Genomic DNA, 26,586 nt, shown 5'->3' on the forward strand with positions numbered 1-26,586 from the left:
TTTGGGTATCTAGATAAAAAACCTAGTCGCTTTCTTAAGTAAGTAATTAAAATCCTCAACTAAATACCAATAGTCAGCTCTTTAATTTATAAATCATAAGACTATAGTCTTCACAGGAATTAGGCTACTTTTTCAGGTTGTAAAAACTGTACTTCGTACAAGTTTTTATAATACCCATTGTCTTTTTTAAGCAACTCGTCATGCGTCCCTTGCTCCACAATTAAACCTGCATCCATAACAATTATATTATCTGCTTTTTGGATGGTTGCTAATCTGTGCGCGATAACTATAGACGTGCGACCTTTGGTAATTTTCTCAGTTGCCGTTTGTATTAATTGCTCTGAATACGAATCTACAGAAGACGTTGCTTCATCTAATACCAAAATGCTAGGATTGGTTACATAGGCACGTAAAAAAGAAATTAGTTGTCGTTGTCCTGAAGATAACATCACACCACGTTCTTTTACATTATACTGATAGCCATTAGGTAAACTCATTATAAAATCGTGTATTCCAATATCTTTTGCTGCTTGCACAACATCAGCTTCTGTAATATTTGGATTGCTTAATGTGATATTGTTCAAAATAGTATCCGCAAATAAAAATACATCCTGTAATACTACTGCTATTTGTTGTCTTAAAGAGACTAATGTGTACTCTTTTATATCCGTATTATCTATTGAAATTGTCCCAGAAGTGATTTCGTAAAAACGGTTTAATAAATTAATAACCGTACTTTTCCCTGCTCCTGTAGCGCCTACAATTGCGACAGTATCTCCTGCTTTTACATCAAAACTAATGCCTTTTAAGACCTCTTCATCTTCAACATAACTAAAATGTACACCATCAAAATTGATACTTCCTTTAAAGTTTTTAGCAATAAGGTTTCCTGAATTATCTATTTGCGAAGTTGTATCTAATATTTTAAAAACTCTGTTTGAAGCAATCATCCCCATTTGAAGCGTATTAAACTTATCCGCTATTTGACGCAATGGTCTAAATAACATAGGAATCATGGTAATAAACATAAATAAATCTCCAGGTGTAACATTACTGCCTTCTACTAATATGTTTAAACCTCCAAACCAAACAATTAATCCTGTTGTTAACGAGCCCAAAAATTCAGCAATTGGAAAGAAAATAGAGTTATACCAAACCGTTTTTAACCACGCTTTTTTATGGCGATTATTAATTTCTTTAAAATTTTTATATTCAGTATCTTCTCTTGTAAATAACTGTAAAATTTTCATTCCTGTGACACGTTCTTGTACAAACGAGTTCAAGTTAGAGACTTCGTTACGCACATCTTCAAAAGCGCGCTTCATGTATCGTTGAAAAATTTTTGTAGCAAATAATACAATTGGTAACGTTACAAATACAATTAAACTTAACTGCCAATTGTAATATAACATTGCGCCAGAAATCACGACCATAACCAATAAATCTCTGATTATAGTAAATAAACCATCCCCAAAAACAGAAGCGATACGTTCCATATCCGTAACTGCTCTAGTAATTAACACTCCAACTGACGATGTATTAAAGTATTTCATCTTAAAACTAAGAATATGATCAAACAGTTTAACACGAATATCCTTTACCATTTTTAAGCCTAACCAAGACGAAAAATAGATAAAAAACAACTGAAGTACCACTTGTGTTACTAATAGCACAATCATTAATATGATTAGAAAAATAAAACCATTATAGTCTTTTTTAACTAAATGTTCATCAATAATCTCTCTTAACAATACTGGTGTTGCAATACTTAAAGCTCCTAAAATAAGCACCGAAACTATCAATCCGTAAAATACAGATCTATACGGTTTAGTGTATTTAAACAACCGTTTAAATAGTGCTTTGTCAAATATGTTTTCTTTTGTCTTAGTCATTTAGTTTTATTGTATCTGGGTAAGCGACTTCAGTTAAATATAATCCTTGCGCTGGTACTGAAAACCCGGCATTACTTCTGTTTTTAGATTTTATAATAGTGTGTAACTCGTCAACTTCCATTTTCCCAACACCTATATTGATAAGAGTACCTACTATGGCTCTTACCATGTTTCTTAAAAAACGATCGGCTTTAATAGTAAAATGTAATTCGTTATCCATTAATTGCCATTCCGCTTTCATAATATCACAATTGTACGTTTTTACATCTGTGTGAGTTTTTGAAAAACACTGAAAATCTTTGTATTCGAACAATATTTTTGTCGCTTCATTCATTTTTTCAATATCTAAAGCGTGCTTCAAAAAGTAAGATTGATCCACATTAAAAGGGCTTTTTTGTAAAGCCACACGATATAAATAGGCTCTGCTTGTTGCATGAAAACGCGCATGACTATCTTCCTTCACTTTGAATATAGATTGGATAGCAATATCTACTGGTAAAAACGAATTTAATTTATACTGCACTTTTTCTGCATCAAAAAGAATATCTGTATCCCAATGAGCAAACAATTGTTTGGCATGTACACCAGCATCAGTACGACCAGCTCCCATAACAGCAATAGTTTCACCTAAAATAGTGGATAATGCTTTTTCTAAAACTTCTTGTACAGAAATAGCATTAGGTTGCTTTTGCCAACCATGATAATTTTTCCCATTATAAGATAGTTCTATAAAATAGCGCAAGAAAACAGTATTTTTACATATTAAAAAGCAAAGATAATATAAAGACAGAAGCTTGAAGTCCGAAGCTTAAAGTTTTAAGAATAGTTTACCTAAAAAACACAAAAAGCCCTTTAACACAAATGAAAAAAATATTACTACTCTCCGATACGCACAGCCATATGGACGATACTATTTTAAAACACGTCAAATTAGCTGACGAGGTTTGGCATGCTGGTGATATTGGAGACCTTAAAGTAACCGATGCTATTCAAGCCCTAAAACCACTGCGTGCCGTATGGGGCAATATTGATAATGATAAAGCACGTGCCGAATTTCCGGAAAACAATAGATTTACTATAGAAGGTGTAGATGTTTGGATTACACATATTGGTGGGTATCCCAATAGATACAATATTAGGATTAGAGATGAAATAAAAGCTAATCCTCCAAAATTATTTATTTGTGGACATTCTCATATTTTAAAGGTTATACCGGATAAAAAGTTAGGATTATTACACATGAATCCTGGTGCTATAGGCATACATGGCTTTCATAATGTAAGAACCATGTTACGCTTTACAATAGATAATGGTAAAATTGATAACTTAGAAGTTATTGAGTATCCTAGAAAATAAAAAAACCGAAGCTTTCGCTTCGGTTTTTTTTCGCACTAATACTACTAAGATGTTAGGTTTAACGTAAACGATCCACAGATTTGACAAGATCTTCATCCTTCTTAATGGCTCTATTTGATAAAATCAAAAAGACGATAGATATAACAGGGAGGAAAATCGCAACACCTTTCTCAGAAACATCATTTGCTTCTCCAGATGCATTTAGCGTTCGATACACGAAAAATCCTAGTAAAATTAAGTTTAATATCTGATTTAGTCGTCCCAACATAAATTGAGACTTTCTATTTTTAAATTTAAATATTGAAATTACAGCTAATAACGCAGATCCTATAAACAAACCAAAAACAACTCGCTCGTCTTTAGCAAAAACCATAATATCGTTAGTTGTTGTCCATAAATCAAAGACAAAAATTAGTCCTCCTGAAATAATAGCAACAATTAATAAATATACCGTTTGAATACGTTGTAACATATTATAATCTCAAATATTGAATAACAAAAATATAGTTTCTTTTCTTATTAAAGAAACATACTGCATTAAAAATTATCTTTATTATAAAACCTAATCGCAAGCTTCTGTGTTCCAATTAAAAAGGAATAAACATAGAGGACTGAATAAAAAATTGAAATAAAAGTTGTATAATTGCAGTAACGCAATGCAACACTCACACTAGCAGAACGTTAATTCTTCAGAAGTATATCTTATTTTCTTCAAGAAATAATCAATTCAAATTACATCAACACATAAGTTAATTCAACATCAATGTTTGAAATCTCACAATTAAAAGAAATGAAGCTTCCTGAATTACAGGATATGGCTAAAAAACTGAATGTCTCTAAGTTTCGTTCATTAAAAAAATTAGATTTAGTATATCAAATACTAGATAAGCAAGCAGCAGATCCAAAAGCTGTTTTAGAAGTAAAAAAAGAGGATACTCCTGTTAAGAAAGCCCCTGTAAAAAAGGCCGCACCGGTTAAAGCTGAAACCACTGAAAAACCAGTAGCAGCTCCAAAGCCAAAAAGAGCTAGAGTTGTAAAGCCTGCTAAACAAAAGGGAACCGCAAGTCAACCTCAATTAGATTTAACACCCGAAGCCGCACCTAAACCTGTCGCTAAAAAGGAGGTTAGTGAGAAGGAAGTGGTCGCAAAAACACCTGCTAAACCACAACCCAAAAAACCGGTTCACAACCATCAGAAAAACAAACAGTCTAACGACAATAAGGACGACAAACAAAGCGATAATAAGCAACCAAATCGTCCAAAACATAACAATCAAAAAAATAGTAACCAGAAAAATAGCAATCAAAAAAACGGTAACCAACATAACGGAAACAAAGACAGTCGTAACCGTTATAGAGAACCAGATTTTGAATTTGATGCTATTATAGAAAGTGAGGGTGTTTTAGACATCATGCAGGATGGTTACGGATTTTTACGCTCTTCTGATTATAACTACTTATCATCACCTGATGATATTTATGTCTCACAATCTCAAATTCGTTTATTCGGATTAAAAGTTGGAGATACTGTTCTAGGACAAGTTAGACCTCCAAAAGAAGGCGAAAAATATTTCCCTTTAATTAAAGTCAGCAAAATAAATGGTCAAAACCCTAATGTGGTAAGAGACCGTGTTGCTTTTGAGCATTTAACACCATTATTCCCTCAAGAGAAATTTAATATTGCAGAAAAGCAAGCGACTATCTCTACAAGAATCATGGACTTGTTTGCACCAATAGGTAAAGGACAACGTGGTATGATTGTATCACAACCAAAAACAGGTAAAACCATGCTTTTAAAGGATGTTGCCAATGCCATTGCAGCAAATCATCCCGAGGTATACCAAATGATATTACTAATTGATGAGCGTCCAGAAGAAGTAACAGACATGCAACGTAATGTTCGTGGAGAAGTTATTGCCTCTACTTTTGACAAGGAAGCACACGAGCACGTAAAAATTGCTAACATCGTTTTAGAAAAAGCAAAACGATTGGTAGAATGCGGACACGATGTTGTGATCTTATTAGATTCAATTACGCGTTTAGCTAGAGCATATAACTCTGTACAACCAGCGTCAGGAAAAATTCTTTCGGGAGGTGTAGATGCTAATGCTTTACATAAACCAAAACGTTTCTTTGGAGCTGCACGTAATATAGAAAATGGGGGATCTCTAACTATTATTGCAACAGCATTAACAGAAACAGGTTCTAAAATGGACGAAGTAATTTTCGAAGAATTTAAAGGAACAGGTAATATGGAACTACAATTAGATCGTAAAATATCTAATCGTCGTATTTTCCCAGCTATCGATTTAACATCATCAAGCACACGTCGTGATGATATTTTATTAGATGCTACAACCATCCAACGTATGTGGGTGATGCGTAAATATCTTGCAGACATGAATCCTGTAGAAGCTATGGAATTTATAAATGATCGCTTTAGACAAACTAGAAATAACGAAGAGTTTTTAATCTCGATGAATGGTTAAAAGCTAACACATACATAATACAGAAAAGCCTTAACAATCGTTAAGGCTTTTTTTATGACCTAATATGGCCGACATATGTATCACGTTTATTTTTATTCTAAACGCTAGCACAACCCATTGAAACCACATCTACAAGCTACATCTTAATACCATAGATAGAAGATTACATAATGATATTATACCCTTCTTAAATAGAGTCAAAATATCGATACCGCGTCTCTTCGTACTTCTATATTAAAGCTAATACACATAAGAAGTTAATAGAACAACCGTATTTTTATAGGTTTACATCAATTAAAATAAGACACAAAAAAAACGCCTCATATAAATGAAGCGTTTTAAAATTTTTAAAGTAAAACTAATTACATCGCAGCAACGTGCTTAGATAAACTAGATTTCAAGTTAGAAGCTTTGTTAGCATGTATAACGTTTTTCTTTGCTAATCTGTCTAACATAGAAACGATAGAAGGAAATAAAGCTTCAGCTTCTTTCTTGTCTTCTAACTCACGTAATTTTTTAATTGCATTACGAGTAGTCTTATGTTGGTACTTGTTTAACAAACGCTTAGCTTCGTTACTTCTAATTCTTTTTAAAGTTGACTTGTGATTTGCCATTTTTGTTTCCTTATTTTTTTATAAAAATTGTAGCCCGTAGGGGAGTCGAACCCCTCTTACATGGATGAAAACCATGCGTCCTAGCCGATAGACGAACGGGCCATTTAATTATTGAGAGCGCAAATATAAAACATATTTTTTAAACTTGCAAACTTTTCAAATAACTTTTAAATAACTTAGCAACGTTGCCATTGCGGGTGCAAATATACAACTATATTTAAGTATTGCAACAATTTTTATAAAAAAAAACAAAAAAACTTTAATAAGCTTTTGCAAATAACACGCGACGTGCTGATTCTCTGCCAGTAAGCACACAAATTCCTTTTTCAATTTTTCCGTCTAAAGGAAGACATCTAATCGTAGCTTTAGTAATTTCTTTGATTTTATCTTCAGTTTCTGCCGTTCCATCCCAATGTGCAGAGATAAATCCACCCTTTTCTTCTAAAACTTTTTTAAATTCTTCAAAAGTTTCTACTTCTGTAATGTGTGTATCTCTATAATCTAAAGCTTTCTTATATAACGTATCTTGTATTTCCGTCATTAAGCCCTCTACCCTATCTGTTAAAGTATCTAATGCAACAACCTCTTTAGTTAATGTATCACGTCTAGCAAGCTCCACAGTACCGTTTTCTAGATCTCTTGCTCCTATCGCTATCCTTAATGGTACACCTTGCAATTCGTGTTGTGCAAACTTAGCTCCTGGTCTATACGTATCCCTGTTATCAAACTTAACGGATATGTTTCTACTTCTTAAGTCTGTCATTATACCATTAACAACTTCTGTAATAGCTTCCAATTGTTCGTCTGTCTTATATATAGGAACAATAACAACTTGGTTTGGTGCTAATTTTGGAGGTAGTACTAATCCATGGTCATCACTATGTGTCATAATTAATGCTCCCATTAATCTTGTAGATACTCCCCAAGATGTTGCCCATACATATTCTTGCTTCCCTTCTTTTGATGTAAACTTCACATCAAATGCTTTAGCGAAGTTTTGACCTAAAAAGTGAGACGTCCCAGCTTGTAGTGCTTTTCCATCTTGCATTAAAGCTTCAATACAATAGGTTTCATCCGCTCCGGCAAAACGTTCACTTTCTGTTTTCAATCCTTGAATAACAGGAATAGCCATAAAGTCTTCTGTAAACGTGGCGTAAACACCATTCATTAATTCTGCTTCAGCAATCGCTTCTTGTTTTGTTGTATGCGCCGTATGCCCTTCTTGCCATAAAAATTCTGCTGTACGTAAAAATAAACGTGTACGCATTTCCCAACGTACAACGTTAGCCCATTGATTGATTAATAGAGGTAAATCTCTATATGATTGCACCCAACCTTTAAAGGTACTCCATATAATAGCTTCACTAGTTGGTCTTACGACTAATTCTTCTTCAAGCTTAGCATTTGGGTCAACTCTTAGTTTTCCTGGCTTATCTGGATCGTTCTCCAGCCTATAATGTGTAACTACTGCGCATTCTTTGGCAAAGCCTTCAGCATTCTTTTCTTCTGCTTCAAATAGGCTTTTTGGAACAAATAATGGAAAATAAGCGTTCTGATGTCCTGTTTCTTTAAACTTTTTATCTAATTCTGCTTGCATTTTTTCCCATATCGCATAGCCATAAGGTTTTATGACCATACAGCCTCTTACTGCCGAATTTTCAGCTAGGTCAGCTTCTACAACCAATTCATTATACCATTTGGAATAATTTTCAGCTCTACTTGTTAGTTTTTTACTCATATACAGTATTTTGGCACAAAAATTGTGATTATGTTAAATAATAAAATAGTTCAGCAAAACTAACTATTTTTACAATGTTCAACAATTAAAAACAACACGATATGAAATTAAATAACTACTTATCTAAAAAATTACCATCGTTTATGGTTCTTACGGCTGTTTTAGCTTTAAGCTCTTGTGGATCTTATCAATATGTTGGACAAACAAGTGATGGCATTTACGGATCTACTACCGAAAATGCGCCACAAGAAGATATTGCAATACCAGCAGAAAATAATAACAACTACTATTCCAATTATTTTAAAGAAAAAGCTTTAGAAGCAGAAGTATATAATAGTGAAGATGAAATTTTTACAGATATAGATTCTTACCAAGGGTCATATGATGATTCTTTAGAGGAAAATACTCAAAATGCTGGCTGGGGAGCTACCAACGAAAACGTCGTCATTAATGTTTATGATAGTGGTTATAACAACTATGGATGGGGCTATAACAACTGGGGATATAACAACTGGGGATACAACAACTGGGGATACAACAACTGGGGTTATAATAACTGGGGATACAACAGACCTTGGGGCTATAACAACTGGGGATGGAATGCTGGTTTTAACTATGGATATGGTTGGAATAATGGGTTTAATAATCCATATTGGGGACACTCTTATTACGGAAATGGCCATGGCTATGGTTATACTTACAACCGCGGTTACAACAGGAGAGGTTTGTCTTACAACGCTGGAAGACGCGGAACAAATGCAAGCAGAAACTCTTTATCAAATTCAAGATTAAATTCAAGAAATACTGTAACTAGATCAAGAACAACTCCTAGAACTAGAGCTAACAGTACAACACCTAGAACTAGAGCTAACAGTACAACACCTAGAACTAGAAACAACAGTACAACGCCTAGAACTAGAACTAATAGTACAACGCCTAGAACTAGAACTAGAAACAATAGTACAACTCCTAGAACTAGAACTAATAATTCCACACCAAGAAGCAACAATTCTACACCAAGAAGCAACAATTCTACACCCCGAACAAGTACAACTACAAGAAGCAGTTCTTCAACGAGAAGTAGCTCTTCGTCAAGTAGCAGTTCAAGAAGAGGTAGAGGTTAAAATTTAAAAAAAAGATCTATGAAAAAAATAACTATATTAATTATGGGTATCTTATCCATATCTGTTAGTAATGCACAAAGCATTAGTGACGCCTTACGCTATTCTAGTGGAGAAATAACTGGAACAGCTCGCTTCCAAAGTATGAGTGGTGCGTTTGGAGCACTTGGAGGAGACTTAAGTGCAATAAGTATTAACCCAGCAAGTTCTGCTGTTTTCACTACTAGCTATGCTTCATTTACATTAGGAACCGAAAACAATTCTAACAGTACCAATTATTTTAATGGCACAGACAATTCTTCTAACACTTCATTAAATTTAAATCAAGGTGGAGGTGTTTTTATATTTAAAAATAGTAACAATGATTCTCCTTGGAAGAAGTTTTCTTTAGCTATGGAGTATGATATCACAAAAAATTATGACAACGACTGGAGAGCTAATGGAACGGGAAACACTAGTATTGGTCAATATTTTCTTGCCAATGCACAAGGCTTGCGTTTAGATGAAATATCAGCTTTTCCTGGCGAGTCTACTTCTGATGCTTACGCAGGAATAGGAAGTGCTTATGGTTATGGAAACCAGCAAGCTTTTTTGGGTTATGACTCGTATATTTTAGAACCCAATTCGTTTGATGATGATAATACGCAGTATACAAGTAACATAGAAGGAAATTCATTTCAACAAGACTATACTTATTCTGCTACAGGATATAATGGAAAAATTAGCTTTAACCTAGGAACACAATATGGAGAAAACACCTATTTTGGTTTAAATCTTAACTCTCATTTTTTAAATTATGAACGTTACACTAGTTTTTACGAAACAAACAATAACACGAGTTCTCTAGTTAAAGAAGTCTTATTTGACAACACATTGTCTACAAACGGTTCTGGTTTCTCTTTTCAATTAGGAGGTATCTTTAAATTAACCAATGAACTAAGAGCTGGAATAACTTACGAATCTCCAACATGGATGACGCTAGAAGATGAAACGACACAATATGTTGAAACACTTGTTGCTGATGATACTAATGGTGATTTTTACCAAATAGTTAATCCTAATATTATAAATATATTTGAAAGCTATAGAATACAAACTCCTAGTAAGATTACAGGAAGTTTAGCTTACGTTTTTGGGACACAAGGCTTAATAAGCTTTGATTATTCTAGAAAAGATTACAGTAAAACAAAATTTAAACCAACTTCTGATCCAAGTTTCAGTGCTCAAAATGCTCTAATGGAAAATGTGCTAACTGCCGCTTCCACTTTTAAAATTGGTGCAGAATACAAAGTAAAGCAATTTAGTTTTAGAGGAGGTTACAGAATTGAGGAAAGCCCATATGCTAACGGTACAACTGTTGGTGACTTAACAGGTTATTCTTTAGGTTTGGGTTACAACTTTGGTAATACTAATTTAGATCTAGCATTTAACCAATCAAGACAAGATAGAGATGAACAATTTTTTAATACAGGATTAACAAACCCTGTTATTCTAGACACTAAAATTTCTAATGTGACCTTAACCTTAGGATTTAGATTATAATTAGTACTTCATTTATTTTATAAAACGATATAAAACCTGAACAATGTGTTCAGGTTTTTTTATGCCCAAACCTATAGTAATCAGCAATACCAGACCGTAATTAAAAGTGCATATTATGTTAGTATAATCAGCACTTGTAAAAGTTTAGAAGATTGAATTAAAAGGACACAAAACACCTCTCTAGTAGTATAAAAACATTGTATCTAAACAGGAGTAAGACGAAAGTCTTAAGATATAGATGGAGAAGCTTTTTTACTTTATAGCAAAGTTAAGAATTGTTATCAATCTAACGTGAGTATAAAAAAAAGCCTGAACATATGTTCAGGCTTTTTTTTAGTTATAGTGATTAGGTCACTATTTTAGTTTATCGTTTTAAGGTAAAGTGTGCCTTAAATTGTTTTTTACTATTATTTGGATCGTTTGGCTCTCTATAGTCAACCGTAAACCAATAGTCACTAGTTGGCATTGGGTTGCCGTTATACGTTCCATCCCATCCTAGTCCTGTTGGACTTAGTTGTTTTAATAACTTTCCATAACGATCAAAGATGTAAATCACGGCATCAGGCTGATCATCGATTCCGTAGATATTCCACGTATCATTAAAGCCATCGTCGTTTGGTGTAAAGAAGTGTGGATAATCCATTATAGAGATTGGTAAACTAGACTCTCCACAACCATTGATATCTCTTACCGTTACAATATGGTCTCCTGCGCCAACATCGGTAAAGGTATACGTCCCATCATTGGGCATATTAACTTCCCATGGTCCGTCGTCGATACTAAATTCGTATACTGAACTTCCACTACCTGTTGCAGTGACATAAATATTATGCACTTCTGCAAACGCTTCTGTTAATAACTCTACAGCTATTGTTGGTGGTTCACTTTCTTCAACTATAGTTGTAGCTACTGTTTGACACATTGTAACACTACTTGAACTAATATCAGTAACAATCACAGAGTAGTTACCACCTTGCGTTGGTTCTAAACTATTTCCGGTTTCTCCTGGAATAGTAACGTTTTCTAATAACCATTCAAAAGTATAGTCCGTCGTATTTAATCCTGTTTCGATTATTGGTGCGCTCACTACTTCTGTACCATTAGTGTTGATACATAATAAATAACTTGCCTCTAACTCAACCTCTGGTAATGGGTTAACTTGTAAGGTTAGTTCTGCTGTTTCATAACATATTGAAGTATCAACCATGGTTCCGGTTCCTGAGCCATCATCAATCATTGTATCATTATCTACACGGACATAAATAACTTGTGGGTTAATTATGTTTTCATATAATAATGGTAAAGGATCTATTGCTGCATCTGCATCCGCTTGCGTTGCATAGTAACTTACAATATAGTTTGCTGGATCTTGTCCATCTAAAACATCTGGATTTTGAGTAACTAAATCAAACGGTGTACTATCATTTGTAGTATCCCCATCGGTTTCCATATTGTCATCACATAACTCGTAAACAATTGGAGCCATATCAGGATTAGCTTGTGCACCCTCTTGTACCTCGATCGTAAAACTTGTTCTAGCGATACAACCTGTAAGATTATTTGTAATATCTACAGAGATGATTTCTGGGTTAGTAGCATTAGTATAGTTTGATGGATTACCAATAGTAGTACCATCTGCTGCATAAAACGTCAATGTAAAATCTGTAGCACTTTGCGTACCTAAAATTTCGTCTGTTTTACTTACTAAATCAAATCCATATTGACCATCACTAAATAACTCGCAATAGATATAGTCTTCGATTGGACTAACCTCTGGTAATGGATTAACGATGATATCAAAACTAACAATGGTATAACAACCTGTTCCTGATGTTCCTATTTCGTCCGTTCCATTTGTTACACGCACATAAATAGTTTGTGGTGTAATAGCTACTCCTGGATTTGTTGGATCTTCATTGCTATGCATTGTTGGATCTGCTATTGGCGTTGTCCCCATTAAAGCGTTATCTAAATCCGTATAATAACTTAAATGTCTTGGATCACTTGGATTAATACCTTCGCCATTTAATATAACTGCCGCATCTTGAGTTAAATCAAAGAGTTCGATTAAATCGTTTGGTCCTACAATATTAACATCATCACACAACTCGATATTATCTGGATTTTCTAATGGTGTTGGATTTGGTAACACACGTATAGTTAAAGTCGTAAATGAGAAACACCCTGTGATAGAATTGGTAACTCTAACATAAACCGTTTGAGGATTTGCTGGATTAGTACCAACCATCATGTTAGTATATTGTGTTGGATCTGCAATGACATTAACGTCGGCTTGTGCATCTGCTTGTGTCTCATAATACGCGACTATCCAACTCACATTCCCAGCTATGATTTCGTCATTTTTAACCGTTAAATCAAAGGTAGCGATGTCATCGTTGTTTTCATAATAATTAGCATCTAACTCGTCACAAATAGCTAATGGTGTTGGCTGTACTAATACTGGAGGAAATTCGACTATAATTTCAAACTGTCCCGTGGTCACACAACCATTTGTATTACTAACTAATCGGATATAAATGGTTTGAGGATTAGTCACATTGGTATAATTACTAGTGTTAACTATTGGACTATTTCCACTCTCTGCATTTAGTGCTGTAGTATGATACGTTAAAGTAAAATCTGCAGGATTTTGTGTCCCTAAAATTTGTGGTGTCATAACGGTATCAAAATCAAACTGATTGAAACCATCATTATTATCATCACACACTATGTAATCGTCTATTGTTATTGGCACAACTGGTGAAGGCTGCACATCTAATGGTAAAATAACTATTGTAAAACAACCTGTTATATCATTTTCTGCACGTACGTATACATTTTGGTTACTAGGTACAATATTGGTGTATGGACTAGTTAACGGATTAATGTCGCTAGTGGCATCTGCTTCTGTTTCGTGATAGCTAATACTAACACCTGACTCGCCATTTAAGATACTTATCGTTTGACTGTCTAAATCGAAAAGAGCAAATCCATCATTATCACTATCACATTCTATTAATGTACTTGGATTAGCTTCTGGTGAAGGGGTTGGGTTAACTCTTAAATTTAAGGTAATTGTACTAATACATCCTGTCACATTATCTTCTGCTCTTACATAAACTGTTTGTGCATTAGCCGTATTAACATAAGGACTGAAAATTTGATCAGAAGCGGTACCATTACTTGCTCCCGTTTGAGTAAAGTAATACGTTAATGTAATTCCTGTTTGTCCATTTAAAATTTGTGCATTAGCATCTTCCAAAGTAAATGCTTCTTGCGCTAGTGCTGGAACTTCTCCTGGTAAATCAGTATCATTACATAACTCTAATGGTGTTGGCTGTACTAACACTGGTAATGGATTGACTATTAAATCCATTGGTGTTGTTGTTGAACATCCATTAGCATTATCCGTTATTACAACCCAAATCGTTTGCATATTTACCGTTGTATTAGTAAATGCATTTGGGGTCGCTATTGCATTTTGTGGTACTGCCGCATCTGCTACTGTCGTATAAAAGGTAATTGTATAATCTACAGTTGCTAAATCGTTAGTCGTATCTGTATCTAACTGATTTAGTATTTCCGGATTATTTAACTCTAAATCAAATAGAGCAATGCCGTCTGCATCATTATCACAAACCTCCAATGGACTTGGATCAGTTATTTGAGGCGTTGGATTGACGATTAGCACTAAATCTTCATAACTAGCACATGCAGTTGTTATAGTTGCACTTTCAACACGCACATAAACCACCTGAACATCCTCTACGATATTATTGTAAGGACTTGTTAATGGGTTAACATTAAGCTGTGCATCACTAACTGTTTCATGATAAGTTACTGATAACCCTGGTACCCCGCCTGTGATTTGAGCTTCAGAGTCTGTTAATGTAAAGACACTAAACCCATCACTATCTGGATCACAAACTACTAAATCTGTTGGCGCAAAAGTGATTGGTGCTTGCTCTACTTCTAATTGTAAAGTCGTGGTTGTGTAACATGTTGTATTTACATCCTCAACTCTAACAAATACCGTTTGTGGATTACTAATATTGTCATAGGGTATTGGTAATGCATTCATTGCCATATCTGCATCTAACTGTGTCAAATAATATGTTACAGCATACGCTGGATTCCCCCCACTTATTTCATTATTTTTAAGACTTAAATCTATTGAGGTTAAGCCATCTGGTGTACCATCATCACAAACTGATAATGGCGAAGCGGTTACCGCTACAGGTTCTGGATAAACTGTAACCGCAATTGTGGTGGTTGTTGGACAAGATCCATTAGTCGTATAATCAATGTTATATGTAACATTAGAACCTCCTCCCGTAATTAAACCGGAAGCGGCATCTAAAACGGCCACATCACCTGCAACAGGAGACACATTAAATGTAAACACTCCACCTGTTAAACCTGTAATTGTAGCTATTGCTCCATCACATGTTGGTGTGTAAGTAAATGAAGAATCATCTGCAGGAAGTACATTTAATACTTGAGTACTTGATTGTATACATGCTCCAGCAGTTGTATACTCAATAGTATAACTTGCTCCTGGAGTTGCCGACGTTACTGTACCTGTATTAACATCTATTACTGCCGTGTCTGTTACTGCAGGATTGAATACATAAGTTCCTCCTGGTGTAATTACAGAATCTACGATACCACCATTACAATCTGGTAAGACCGTAAATGCTGGATCATCTTGATTTAAAACTGTTACGTTTTGGAAACTATTATCAGAACAAGGACCTGAAGTTGTATACTCAACAGTGTACGTTGCTCCCGGAACACCGTTTGTAACCTCCCCTGTTAACGCATCTATAATTGCTCCATCTGTATTTATTGGATTAAAGACAAAGGTTCCTCCTGTATCTCCAATAATATTCATTGTTGCTCCATCACAATTTTCAATTACAGAAAAAGTAGCATCTTCAACTGGATAAACTGTTACAGACTGTGTGCTACTATCAGGACAAATTCCCGCAGTCGTGTATTCCACTGTATACGTTGTACCAGGAGTTCCATTAGTTATTGTTCCTGTAACTGAGTCTATTACTTCAGGGCCTGTTACCGCTGGATTAAAAGCATAAGTTCCTCCAGGAGTAGCGACAGTATCAACAGTTCCCCCATCACAAGAAGGCACCATAGTAAAGGATGCATCATCTGTTGTTTGCACGACTAAAACTTCATCTGTAGATGATGGACATGTCCCCGTAGTAGTATATTGTATAGTGTAACTAGTTCCAGAGATACCATTAGTTACTTCTCCCGTTATTGTGTCTATTGTTGCTCCATCACCTAAATCAGGGTTTAAAGCAAATGTTCCTCCAGGGGTAACAATACCACTCACTGTTCCACCTGAACAATTTGGTGCGACCACAAATGATGAATCATCAGAAGGATTTACAATTAATTCAAAAACTGGTAAAGCAGATGCAGTATAACATGCATCATTACCTATAACCTGCACTCTTACATAAATTTCTTGAGGATTAACTGTATTAGTATAATCACTAACCAATTCTGTACCAGCAACACCGGCATTAGCTTCGGCAAAACTTAAATAATACGTGACTACAAAACTTGTCGAAGATTGCGTTCCTAAGATAGCTGTATTTTGACTTTCTAAATCAAAAGCTTCAAAACCATCATTTGAGACATCATCACAAGTAATCATATTTGGCGCAGGATTAATTATTGGCTGCGTTGTTATGTTTAAAGTGAACATTTCGGTTTCAAAACAACCCGAATTTAAGTATTCTATTCTAACATAAATAGTTTGAGGCACCCCTAAAACAGCAGACGAACTATAATTTGTAGGTGTCGCAATTGCTGAAGTTCCATTGGTTGCATCAGTTTGATTTTCATAATAAGTAATATTCAAGTCTCCAGAAACAGCAGATGGCGCAGTAATAACTGCATCATTTTCTGTTAAATCGAAAATATATGGTAATGCTCCTGGATTACATAAAAACAAATCATTAGGTAACCCATTATCTAATTCCGGTAAAACATCGATACAAACGACCTCTGTATATTCACAACCAAAATCATCTGTAGTTCTATAAGTATAACAATGGGTTCCTGCTGTAGCCGGTTGCACCGTAATATCATTTCCTGATGTACTTATTATTGAAGGGTCAGCATCCCATCCCTCTGTAACAGTAACTGGTGTAAAAGATAATTCTGGAGGTTGTAAAGCTGGATCAAACTCTATATTCCATGAAAAAATTGTTCCATCATCTACTGATAAATTATCAACCACTCGAATGGTCCAATCTCCATTTAAAGGGCTTCCTAACAAAGAATTAAAAGAGCCTGTAGGCAGATAAGTACCAGGTGCCCAAGAATTACCAGGAGGATTTGTACCTGCCGTAATTGTAGCCCCATTATTAACTGTTGTTGCTGCATTAGCAGACCAGCAATAATCTGCTCCCACTCCAGGTATTTGATTATCTAAATTATCCGCACCTCCAAAATAGGTACCTCCACCTGCTTGATCATAAAGTTGAGTTTCAGCTCCTGTAGGGCCAATAATAAATATGTCTAAATCTCCTGAAAAAGAATGTTCCATATTAATACAAACACTAACAATCTGATTAACATCAGTTAAAGTTTGAGCAGAATCATAGCAATCAACTGTTATTGATGTTTCATAAGTTGCACCAGATAAATCTGGTAAAACTGTAACACCACTAACAGGTGATGTACAACTGTTGATAAATTCAGTTGGTGTAACGACACCGTTTATAGTAGTAGAATCGCCAAAACAAATTACGCTATCTACTGCCTCTGTTCCCGTAAAATCAGGTTCTGTACCAACTTGCACAACTTGATTAATTAAATTAGTATTTGTACAACCTGAAGGGTCTGTATTAGTGTTAGTATCATTCACATTTAAGTTAACAATATACACGCCTGGTGTTGTGTACGAAAACGTTGCCGATTGTCCCGAAATAAAGTTCCCATCTCCTAAATCCCATTCGTAAGTAGCTCCTGTACCATCGACAGAAAAGTTTGCACTTCCGTTTAATGTAATATCTTCTCCTGGACAAACCCAAATATAACCATCTCCATTTGGTGCTGGTGACGCACTGTCCAACTGAGAAACAATTGTTTGACAAGGCTCAAAACAAGAAATATTTGCTGCCCATCCTGCTGCATTCGGAGCTCCATCGGAAGTAAATTCAATAGTTAAACATCCTGATAAATTTGCAGCTGTTGCTGTTACAAGTCCAGGATTAGCAGAAGCTCCCCCCCCCGTAAATTGTCCAAATGCTGGTGCAGAAACATCATCACCATTATAAATGGTCATAATATCGGTATTCAATCCTGTACTAAAAGCTGTAAAATCTAATTGGACTAAATTCCCTGGTGTATCAGGGCAAATAGTCAAAATAAAACTCTCATTATCAGAATAGTTGGCAGACGGCCCTCCTGAATCGTAAAATACGCCTCCACATTGACTAACTGTTGTGCTTTGCATAAGTACATCTTGCGATAAAGCAATAAATGAATTTAATAAAATAAGGGCTACTAAAAACTTTTTCATTGGTTTGTGTTTATGATACATCGTTGGTGTAAACTAATTTGCAGGTTATTTTGTAATGGTTTGAGACTTGATAATAATAAAATACTCCGTATTATCTATCCTGTAAATACTTGACCCAATTCCAAAAAACTGAAGATTATATTTCAAGACATTAAAAGTTGAAGGGTCATAACTTTTATCCATAACTAGAGTACCGTTATAATTATTAAAAAGCCCCGCGTCACTAATAAGTTGATACTTATTTTTATTACCAACTAAACTTGGTATTTTTTTTATGGACACTCTGTTTCTAAGCAAATGTTTAAAGTCTTTTACACGTTGTGGATTACTTAAAACATAAGTTTGTAATTTATCTTGATAAACCTCCTGCAGCATACCCATTTCTTTTGCTGTTAATGGTGCCGCAACATTTTTCTTATATTTAACTAATTGTGTTTGTTGTTTCTTTTGGGTTTGTGCTACTCCTTGCTGAGCAAACAACAATAATCCAAATGCTAGTGTAAAGAAAACTTTAAATTTCATGGTTTTTTAGGATATAATTAGGTTTGAAAATTAAGAAAATTTTAATTAACATTATGTTAATATTACGACCTTAATTTAGGTTTTTCCTATTCTTACCCATATAACAAGTACATTTAACAAAACCCTACCCTCAATCAAATTTATTTATTGTTTATCTTTGCAAACTATTTTAAACACCATTTTACAGACTTTATTTAAATGAAGATTGAAAACAATATAGACGACAACGATGCTATTGGCGAAAACCATATTGGCACAAATCACGATACTCCATTAAGAGCGGATGCTTTTGACTTATCAGATGCTGATAAAATTGAGAGTATAAAAAAAGACGTTACTAAAATATTAGAGACTTTAGGTTTAGATTTAACTGACGACAGCTTAAAAGGGACACCTAACCGTGTTGCAAAAATGTTTGTTAACGAGATTTTTGGAGGATTACACCCAGATAAAAAACCAAAAGCATCGACTTTTGATAACAAATATCAATACGGAGAAATGCTAGTAGAAAAAAACATAACCGTTTATTCTACTTGCGAGCATCATTTACTTCCTATAGTAGGACGTGCACATGTTGCTTATATTTCTAACGGTACTGTAGTTGGGTTGTCTAAAATGAATCGTATTGTAGATTATTATGCAAAACGCCCACAAGTACAAGAGCGATTGACCATACAAATTGTTAAAGAACTACAAGAAGCTTTAGGTACGGATGATGTTGCTTGTGTTATAGATGCAAAACACTTATGTGTAAACTCTAGAGGAATTAGAGATATTGAAAGCAGCACAGTAACGTCAGAATTTGGAGGACAATTTAAAAAGAAATCTACTAGACGCGAATTCTTAGAATATATCAAACTGGAGACAAAATTTTAGTAAACAGCAATGGAACTTTACAAGCATCAAAACATAAAAATATACAACTCCTTAACAGGAGAAAAAGAGAACTTTAAATCTATTAACGAAGGTTATATTGGCATGTATGTTTGTGGACCAACCGTTTACAGTAATGTCCATTTAGGAAACGTGAGAACCTTTATGTCCTTTGATGTGATATTCAGGTACCTTAAACATCTGGGATACAAAGTCCGCTATGTTAGAAATATTACCGATGCTGGACATTTAGAAAATGATGCCGACGAAGGTGAAGACAAAATTACTAAAAAGGCAAGGTTAGAAGAAATCGAACCTATGGAAGTTGTACAACGCTACACTGTCGATTTCCATAACATATTAAACACATTTAATTTTTTACCGCCAAGTATAGAGCCTACCGCAACCGGTCATATTATCGAGCAGATAGAGCTAATTAAAACCATTATTGATAATGGTTTTGGTTACGAAGTTAATGGTTCTGTCTATTTTGATGTCCATAAATACAACGAAACTAACAATTACGGCATTTTAAGCAAACGTAAGTTAGAAGATTTAATACATAACACTAGAGCACTAGACGGGCAATCGGACAAGAAAAATCCACAAGATTTTGCCCTTTGGAAAAAAGCAGAACCTACGCACATCATGCGTTGGCCCTCACCTTGGAGTGACGGTTTTCCTGGATGGCATTTAGAATGTACTGCTATGAGTACTAAATATCTTGGCGATCATTTTGATATCCATGGTGGTGGAATGGACTTAAAGTTCCCGCATCACGAGTGCGAAATTGCTCAAAATCAAGCAGCACTAGGAAAATCTCCAGTAAACTATTGGATGCACGCCAACATGCTAGAGCTTAACGGACAACGCATGTCTAAATCTACGGGTAACACTGTAAATCCTGACGAGTTATTATCCGGTAATAATGCCTTTTTTAGTAAAGCCTACACACCAAGTGTTATCAGATTTTTCGTAGCACAATCATCATACCGCAGTATTTTAGACCTTACTGATGACGGTCTATTAGCCAGTGAAAAAGGGTACAATCGTTTGATGGAAGGCGTAAGCCAACTAGACCATTTAAAAACATCAAAAACATCTACAATAAACATTGACGCTTGGAAGCAAAAATGTTATGATGCCATGAATGATGATTTTAACACACCAATTGCCATTGCAAACTTATTTGAAGGTGTTAAATATATCAATCAGATAAAAGAAGGGTCTGAAACTATATCCGAAAAAGATTTAGAGACTTTTAAAACAACAGTCAATGCTTTTGTTTTTGATATTTTAGGATTAAAAAACGACAAATCAGCAGCTGGAGCCGGAACAGATAAATTATCTGGAGCCGTACAATTATTAATCAAACTACGTCAAGAAGCTAGAGTCAATAAAGACTTTGCTTTATCCGATCAAATCAGAGATGAGCTAGCAGAGGCGGGCATACAACTTAACGATGGTAGAGAAGGCACAACCTTTTCTACGAATTAAATAAATTAACAAAGTCCTTTCTTTACGAGAGGACTTTTTTATTATGAAAAAAATACTAATCGCTCCCTTTTTATTTTTAATTAAGGTTTATCAAACCCTGATTTCCCCCTTTACACCAGCAACTTGTAGATATCAACCCACCTGTTCAAGTTACAGTAAAGAAGCGTTACAAAAACATGGACTACTTAAAGGATTAAAACTAAGTATCAAACGTATTTTTAGTTGTCATCCATGGGGCGGTAGCGGTTACGACCCCGTACCGTAATTATTTGGGCGTTTTAACAGGCTGTCCGTTATATCTTTTTTAAGAAAAATAAAAAAGGATGCCACTTCCATCCTTAACGCAAGCGTACAAGCTTTTAGTCTCTTCTTTAATTTATTGCTAAACCTTTGCTAAGTAATTCTGATAAATAAAGCATAAATGCTATATTTACAACTCCAAAAAATAAACTATGTACATACTTAAATTCGATTGGAATCCGTTAACAGGAATCGATATTATAGGAAATTTTAAAATACATTTTTATAGCTTAATGTGGATTGCTGCATTTGTTATAGGACATGCTATAATGAAATATATTTTCAAACGTGAAAAAATAAAGTTAGAATTTTTAGATCCTCTATTTATACACACTGTCCTTGCAACCATGCTTGGTGCACGTCTAGGACATGTTATATTTTATCAACCTGAATTATTTTCGCAAGACTTTTTTAGCGTCTTTCTACCATTTAAATTCAGAGGTGGTTTCGAATTTCAAGGCTTTCAAGGATTAGCAAGTCATGGTGCAGCAATAGGTATTATTATTGGTATGTTTTTATACCGCAAAAAATACAATTACAAATCATTAATGTGGATTTTAGACCGTATTGTTATACCTGTAGCTTCGGGTGCCATATTTATTAGATTAGGTAATTTTATTAATTCTGAAATCATTGGAAAAATTACTGACTCTGACTTTGGTGTTCGCTTTGTACAAAACTTTTACAACAAATATGAGATCGTACAAAAAACGGGAATTAAAGACGTTAAAAAAGCCTATGCTTCTATAACTGATAATCCAAACATGGCGCCATTACTAGAAGCGGTACCTTTTAGACATCCTGCACAATTATACGAATCGTTTTGTTACATTTTTGTATTTTTGATACTATGGTTTATTTATACTAAAACGACCAAAAAAGATCAAACCGGATTTTTATTCGGATTATTTTTAATACTACTTTGGAGTGTTAGATTTTTTGTCGAGTTTGTTAAAGAGCCACAAGGTGATGAGTTTATCAATTGGTTTGGACTTAACACAGGACAATGGTTAAGTGTGCCATTTATTTTAATTGGTCTTTATTTTATGTTTGTCTTTAAACCTAAAACTGCTATCAAATAATGAAACACTATTTTAAATTTACCACCCTTCTTTTATTATGCACTTTAACACTTGGTTTTACATCTTGCAAAGAAGACAAGCCTGTTGCACCCGTAAAAATTGACTTTAAGAAAGAAGGAGAATTAACGCTTTTTAAAGGCGCTACAGATACTATTGCTAAGGTATTTAACATTGAGGTTGCTAAGACAGATTACGAGATACAAACGGGCTTAATGTATCGTGACAGTATGAAAGATAATCAAGGGATGTTGTTTGTTTTCCCTGATGTAAAGCAACGCTCATTTTACATGAAAAATACACGTATCCCTTTAGACCTTATCTTTTTTGATCACAACAAACGTATTGTTAGTTTTCAAGAAAACGCAAAACCAATGGACGAAAGTGGTTTACCTTCTAATACACCAGCCCAATTTGTTTTAGAGCTTAATGCAGGAATGGCACAAAAGCTACTACTTGATGTAGGAGACAAAATGGACTATTTTGAATACCTCTTAGAAAAATAAAATTAATATTTAGATTATATAAAAAAAGCCTAATTGTTACTATTACAATTAGGCTTTTTTTTGTGTCCTTAAATTTGCTTTCTGCATACCCTTTATTAGATTGAATATCCACTAAACAAGATCACAGTATTATAAAACAATAACACTTTTAGTATTTGAGGTTATAATTAACGGACTAAACACTAAGGCCATTCGTTTAGTAAAAGGTTTATATTACCTCTGAGGTCGCGTTAAGGATTGATGTGGAAATCCTTTTTGTGAGGTACGATCAAAAAGATTGTAGCGGAAAGCCTGACGCACTTTTGCCAATAACAGCAAAAGTGGGTAACGCCCTAAAAAATCATATTGATTGCTTTAAAAAGAGTATTTCGCTCTACTCGCAATGACGCAAAACAAAAAAGCCTTTCTAAATTAATAGAAAGGCTCTTTTTTTATACTGTTTAGTTTATGACTACTTCACTACTGTTTCGTCAACCACTACTTCTTTCTTTTTTAATGCGTCTGCTGCATTTCCTTTTTTAACAAAGTCATACATGATTGGCGTTGCAATAAATAATGATGAGTATGTACCTACAACGACACCAATGATTAAAGCGAACATAAATCCTCTAATTGAGTCTCCTCCAAAAATAAAGATTGCTAATAATACGACTAAAGTAGTTAAAGACGTATTTAACGTACGACTTAAAGTACTACTTAATGATGTATCAATTACTTTAGTAAATGGCCACTCTGTGTGCTCGTTGAAAAATTCACGAATTCTATCAAAGACAACCACCGTATCATTTAACGAGTATCCAATTACTGTAAGGATTGCTGCAATAAATGCTTGATCGATTTCCATTGAAAATGGCATAAACTTGTATGTTAAAGAGAATACCCCTAATACGATGATAACATCGTGGAATACTGCTGCTACCGCACCAAGTGAAAATTGCCATCTTTTAAAACGGAATAAGATATATAAGAAAACGACTATTAATGATCCTAATACAGCCCAAAAAGAAGCTTGCTTAATATCGTCTGCAATAGATGGACTTACTTTGTATTGATCCATAATACCAACTTGCTTATCTGCTTTTGATAAGTCTTTAAACGCTTCAAAAGACACGCCTTTTAAATAAGGTTGTAAGGTGTTATATATTTTAAGTCTTACTTCCTCGTCTACTTCGTTAGCTGTTTCGTTAATTTTATATTTCGTTGAGATCTTTAAGTTATTATCATCTCCAACAGTTTTTACAGTAGCACTTCCAAACACATCTTGTGCTGATAAAAGTCCTTCTATCTCAACTGCACTTACTGGTTCTGCAAAACGAACTTGAGTGGTACGTCCTCCAACAAAATCAATACCTTGATCTAAACCATTAGTAAATAAAGATCCTAAACTTACTACTAATGCTACTGCAGAAATAATATAAGCAACTTTACGTTTTGTAAGGAATTCGATATTAATGTTTCTAAATAAGTTTTTAGTTAATCCTGTTGAGAATTCTAATTTACCACCTCTATTTGCATACCAATCTACTAATAATCTAGTAATAAAAATCGCAGTAAATAATGATGTACCAATACCTATTAATAAAGTCGTTGCAAATCCTTTAATTGGACCTGTACCAAAAATAAATAAGATTAAAGCTGTTAAACCTGTTGTAATGTTGGCATCTAAAATTGAAGATAATGCATTACTAAATCCATCTTTTATGGCTATTTTTTGGTCTTTCCCTTTCGATAACTCTTCCCTGATACGTTCAAAAATAAGTACGTTTGCATCCACAGACATACCAATAGTTAATACGATACCTGCAATTCCAGGAAGTGTTAATACTGCTCCAATACCTGATAACACACCAAATATTAATAAGATGTTGAATAACATCGCGATGTCAGCAAACAAACCTCCTTTACCATAGTAAAACGCCATCCAGATTAAAACTAATGCTAATGCAATACCAAATGACATTGTACCACTATCAATAGCTTCTTGACCTAAAGATGGTCCAACTACACTACTCTGAATAATTTCTGCACGAGCTGGTAATTTACCTGCACGTAATACATTTGCTAAATCTGTTGCTTCGCTTAAATTAAAGCTTCCAGAAATCTCTGTACTTCCTCCCGCAATTGGTCCAGAGTTTGACGATGGCGCAGAGTATACCGTGTTATCTAAAACAACAGCAATTTGACCTTGAGTTTTAAAAGCTTCTCCTGTCATTTGCTCCCAAATCTTAGCACCCTTACTGTTCATTTGCATACTAACCACTACCCTGTTAGCTTGATCATAAGATTGACGTGCATCCGTTACAACAGCACCATTTAATGGCGGTACTTTATCTCTAGTACCTTTTAATACAAATAGGTCTACTAATTCACTATCTTCAGATGGTTTTCCAAATAAAAATTTAGTATGTTTTAATTCTGATGGCAATAACGCTAATACTTCTGGCATTGCTAAGTAGCTTGCTACTTTGTCTTTATCTGCTATATTAAATTGTGCTAGTGTTGCTCCAAACCCTGGTCCAGCAATTAAATCAATTAATGGATTAACTTCATTAATTGTTTCGTTTTCCTCACCTGTTAAAGCTGCTATTGCTTTTTCTTCTTCAGTTAATTCTTTTACTTCTCCATCAGCATCTGCTTTTGTAGTAGTATCTTTTAACTTTGTTTTTAATAACTCATTTGCAGACACTAAAAACTGATTAAATTGTTCTCCTTTAAGACCTTCCCAAAACTCTAATTGGGCTGTTGTTGTAATCAACTCAGTTGCACGTGCGACATCTTTTACACCTGGCAATTCTAATAATACACGCCCGGTGTTACCTAAACGTTGGATGTTTGGAGAAGTGACACCAAACTCATCAATACGCTTACGTAATACTTCAAAAGCAGACACAATAGACTCGTCAACTTTAGTCGCTAAAACTGCTTGAGCATCACTATCTGACATATTAAGATCAATCTCTCCTACTAATGCTCTGTTTGCAAAAATATCTGGAGACGCTAATTTCTTATCTCCTTTTATAGCATCGAATGCCGAAAAGAAATCTTCTAGATATGTGTTTTGACTATCTTTCTGAATTTCGTCTGCATCGTCTAATGCTTTTTTAAATGTAGGATCCTTACTATCGTTTGACAATCCTGTTAATAAATCTCTAACAGAGATTTGAAGTATTGCTTCTAATCCTCCTTTAAGGTCAAGACCTAACTTCATTGAGTTTTGCTTAACATCTCCGTAAGTGTTTCCAAGAAAAACGCTCTCTTTTGATGTTGCTAATGTGTCTAAATATTTAGCAGCATAGTCATTTACTTTTGCAGAGCGGTCTTTGGCTCCTGCTTCAATTTTACTTTCAGCTAATTCTGTTGCATTGTTTTCAATCGCATTATTTTTAAATGTGAAAGACAGTTGGTAGATACTTACCAACCCAAACAATACAGCGAATAGTTTTACTAATCCTTTATTTTGCATGGTTTTGTTTATTTAATGTCAAATGTTTTGATCGCGC

General features: G+C 34.5%; 17 protein-coding genes and 1 tRNA gene. 9 read left to right on the top strand and 9 right to left on the bottom strand.

All coding sequences use genetic code 11. From position 1 onward, the window contains the following. Positions 1-119 precede the first annotated feature (119 nt). Entirely contained in the window at positions 120-1,892 is a 1,773-nt protein-coding gene (locus tag H0I26_RS18070) for an ABC transporter ATP-binding protein (protein ID WP_218700281.1), read from the bottom strand. Beyond that, positions 1,885-2,634, bottom strand: coding sequence for a tRNA pseudouridine(38-40) synthase TruA (truA, locus tag H0I26_RS18075; RefSeq protein ID WP_218700282.1), 750 nt, complete (start codon positions 2,632-2,634; stop codon positions 1,885-1,887). Before truA ends, H0I26_RS18070 begins: the two co-directional genes overlap by 8 nt. A 119-nt stretch (positions 2,635-2,753) precedes the next feature. Between truA and H0I26_RS18080 the strand changes: the two genes are divergently transcribed. Then, positions 2,754-3,248 (top strand): metallophosphoesterase family protein, encoded by a 495-nt coding sequence (locus H0I26_RS18080; RefSeq protein WP_218700283.1) that lies wholly within the window; start codon positions 2,754-2,756, stop codon positions 3,246-3,248. 58 nt (positions 3,249-3,306) lie between these two features. Here H0I26_RS18080 and H0I26_RS18085 read toward each other — a convergent pair whose 3' ends face one another. Further along, the gene (locus tag H0I26_RS18085; protein WP_101020103.1) at positions 3,307-3,720 is read right to left on the bottom strand and encodes a DUF4293 domain-containing protein; all 414 of its coding nucleotides are present in this window, start codon (positions 3,718-3,720) and stop codon (positions 3,307-3,309) included. Between the two features lie 291 nt (positions 3,721-4,011). Between H0I26_RS18085 and rho the strand changes: the two genes are divergently transcribed. Beyond that, positions 4,012-5,736, top strand: a complete 1,725-nt coding sequence (gene rho / locus H0I26_RS18090; protein ID WP_218700284.1) for a transcription termination factor Rho — start codon at positions 4,012-4,014, stop codon at positions 5,734-5,736. Positions 5,737-6,098: 362 nt separating this feature from the next. Here the strand turns inward: rho and rpsT are convergent, their stop codons facing one another. The 3 genes from rpsT to proS all read right to left on the bottom strand — a co-directional run bounded on the left by rpsT (position 6,099) and on the right by proS (position 8,088). Further along, positions 6,099-6,350 (bottom strand): 30S ribosomal protein S20, encoded by a 252-nt coding sequence (gene rpsT, locus H0I26_RS18095; RefSeq protein WP_101020108.1) that lies wholly within the window; start codon positions 6,348-6,350, stop codon positions 6,099-6,101. 30 nt (positions 6,351-6,380) lie between these two features. Beyond that, positions 6,381-6,452, bottom strand: a tRNA-Glu gene (locus tag H0I26_RS18100). A 157-nt stretch (positions 6,453-6,609) separates the two neighbouring features. Then, complete coding sequence (proS, locus tag H0I26_RS18105; protein WP_101020110.1) at positions 6,610-8,088, bottom strand: proline--tRNA ligase; 1,479 nt, start codon at positions 8,086-8,088, stop codon at positions 6,610-6,612. Positions 8,089-8,189: 101 nt separating this feature from the next. On the opposite strand from proS, the gene H0I26_RS18110 reads away from it, so the two are divergent. Next, positions 8,190-9,212 (top strand): hypothetical protein, encoded by a 1,023-nt coding sequence (locus H0I26_RS18110; RefSeq protein WP_218700285.1) that lies wholly within the window; start codon positions 8,190-8,192, stop codon positions 9,210-9,212. An 18-nt stretch (positions 9,213-9,230) separates the two neighbouring features. Next, on the top strand, positions 9,231-10,751 hold the full coding sequence (locus H0I26_RS18115; protein ID WP_218700286.1) for an OmpP1/FadL family transporter: 1,521 nt from the start codon (positions 9,231-9,233) through the stop codon (positions 10,749-10,751). A 364-nt stretch (positions 10,752-11,115) separates the two neighbouring features. Here the strand turns inward: H0I26_RS18115 and H0I26_RS18120 are convergent, their stop codons facing one another. Beyond that, positions 11,116-18,309: a T9SS type B sorting domain-containing protein gene (locus H0I26_RS18120; protein ID WP_218700287.1), complete on the bottom strand. Its 7,194-nt coding sequence runs from the start codon at positions 18,307-18,309 to the stop codon at positions 11,116-11,118. A gap of 45 nt (positions 18,310-18,354) precedes the next feature. Beyond that, positions 18,355-18,831 (bottom strand): hypothetical protein, encoded by a 477-nt coding sequence (locus H0I26_RS18125; protein ID WP_218700288.1) that lies wholly within the window; start codon positions 18,829-18,831, stop codon positions 18,355-18,357. A 198-nt stretch (positions 18,832-19,029) separates the two neighbouring features. On the opposite strand from H0I26_RS18125, the gene folE reads away from it, so the two are divergent. From folE to H0I26_RS18150, 5 genes are all read left to right on the top strand, one after another. After that, the gene (gene folE, locus H0I26_RS18130; protein WP_101020122.1) at positions 19,030-19,707 is read left to right on the top strand and encodes a GTP cyclohydrolase I FolE; all 678 of its coding nucleotides are present in this window, start codon (positions 19,030-19,032) and stop codon (positions 19,705-19,707) included. 9 nt (positions 19,708-19,716) lie between these two features. Beyond that, positions 19,717-21,201 carry a cysteine--tRNA ligase gene (cysS, locus tag H0I26_RS18135; RefSeq protein WP_218700289.1) on the top strand — a complete coding sequence of 495 codons (1,485 nt, stop codon included), beginning with the start codon at positions 19,717-19,719 and terminating at the stop codon, positions 21,199-21,201. Positions 21,202-21,244: 43 nt separating this feature from the next. After that, on the top strand, positions 21,245-21,466 hold the full coding sequence (gene yidD, locus H0I26_RS18140) for a membrane protein insertion efficiency factor YidD (protein ID WP_218700290.1): 222 nt from the start codon (positions 21,245-21,247) through the stop codon (positions 21,464-21,466). A gap of 187 nt (positions 21,467-21,653) precedes the next feature. Continuing rightward, on the top strand, positions 21,654-22,583 hold the full coding sequence (lgt, locus tag H0I26_RS18145) for a prolipoprotein diacylglyceryl transferase (RefSeq protein ID WP_218700291.1): 930 nt from the start codon (positions 21,654-21,656) through the stop codon (positions 22,581-22,583). Beyond that, positions 22,583-23,086, top strand: a complete 504-nt coding sequence (locus tag H0I26_RS18150; RefSeq protein ID WP_101020129.1) for a DUF192 domain-containing protein — start codon at positions 22,583-22,585, stop codon at positions 23,084-23,086. Before lgt ends, H0I26_RS18150 begins: the two co-directional genes overlap by 1 nt. Positions 23,087-23,537: 451 nt before the next feature. Here H0I26_RS18150 and secDF read toward each other — a convergent pair whose 3' ends face one another. Next, positions 23,538-26,549, bottom strand: coding sequence for a protein translocase subunit SecDF (gene secDF, locus H0I26_RS18155; protein WP_218700292.1), 3,012 nt, complete (start codon positions 26,547-26,549; stop codon positions 23,538-23,540). Positions 26,550-26,586: the final 37 nt, after the last annotated feature.

Source organism: Olleya sp. HaHaR_3_96 (assembly GCF_019278545.1).
Taxonomy (GTDB): Bacteria; Bacteroidota; Bacteroidia; order Flavobacteriales; family Flavobacteriaceae; genus Olleya.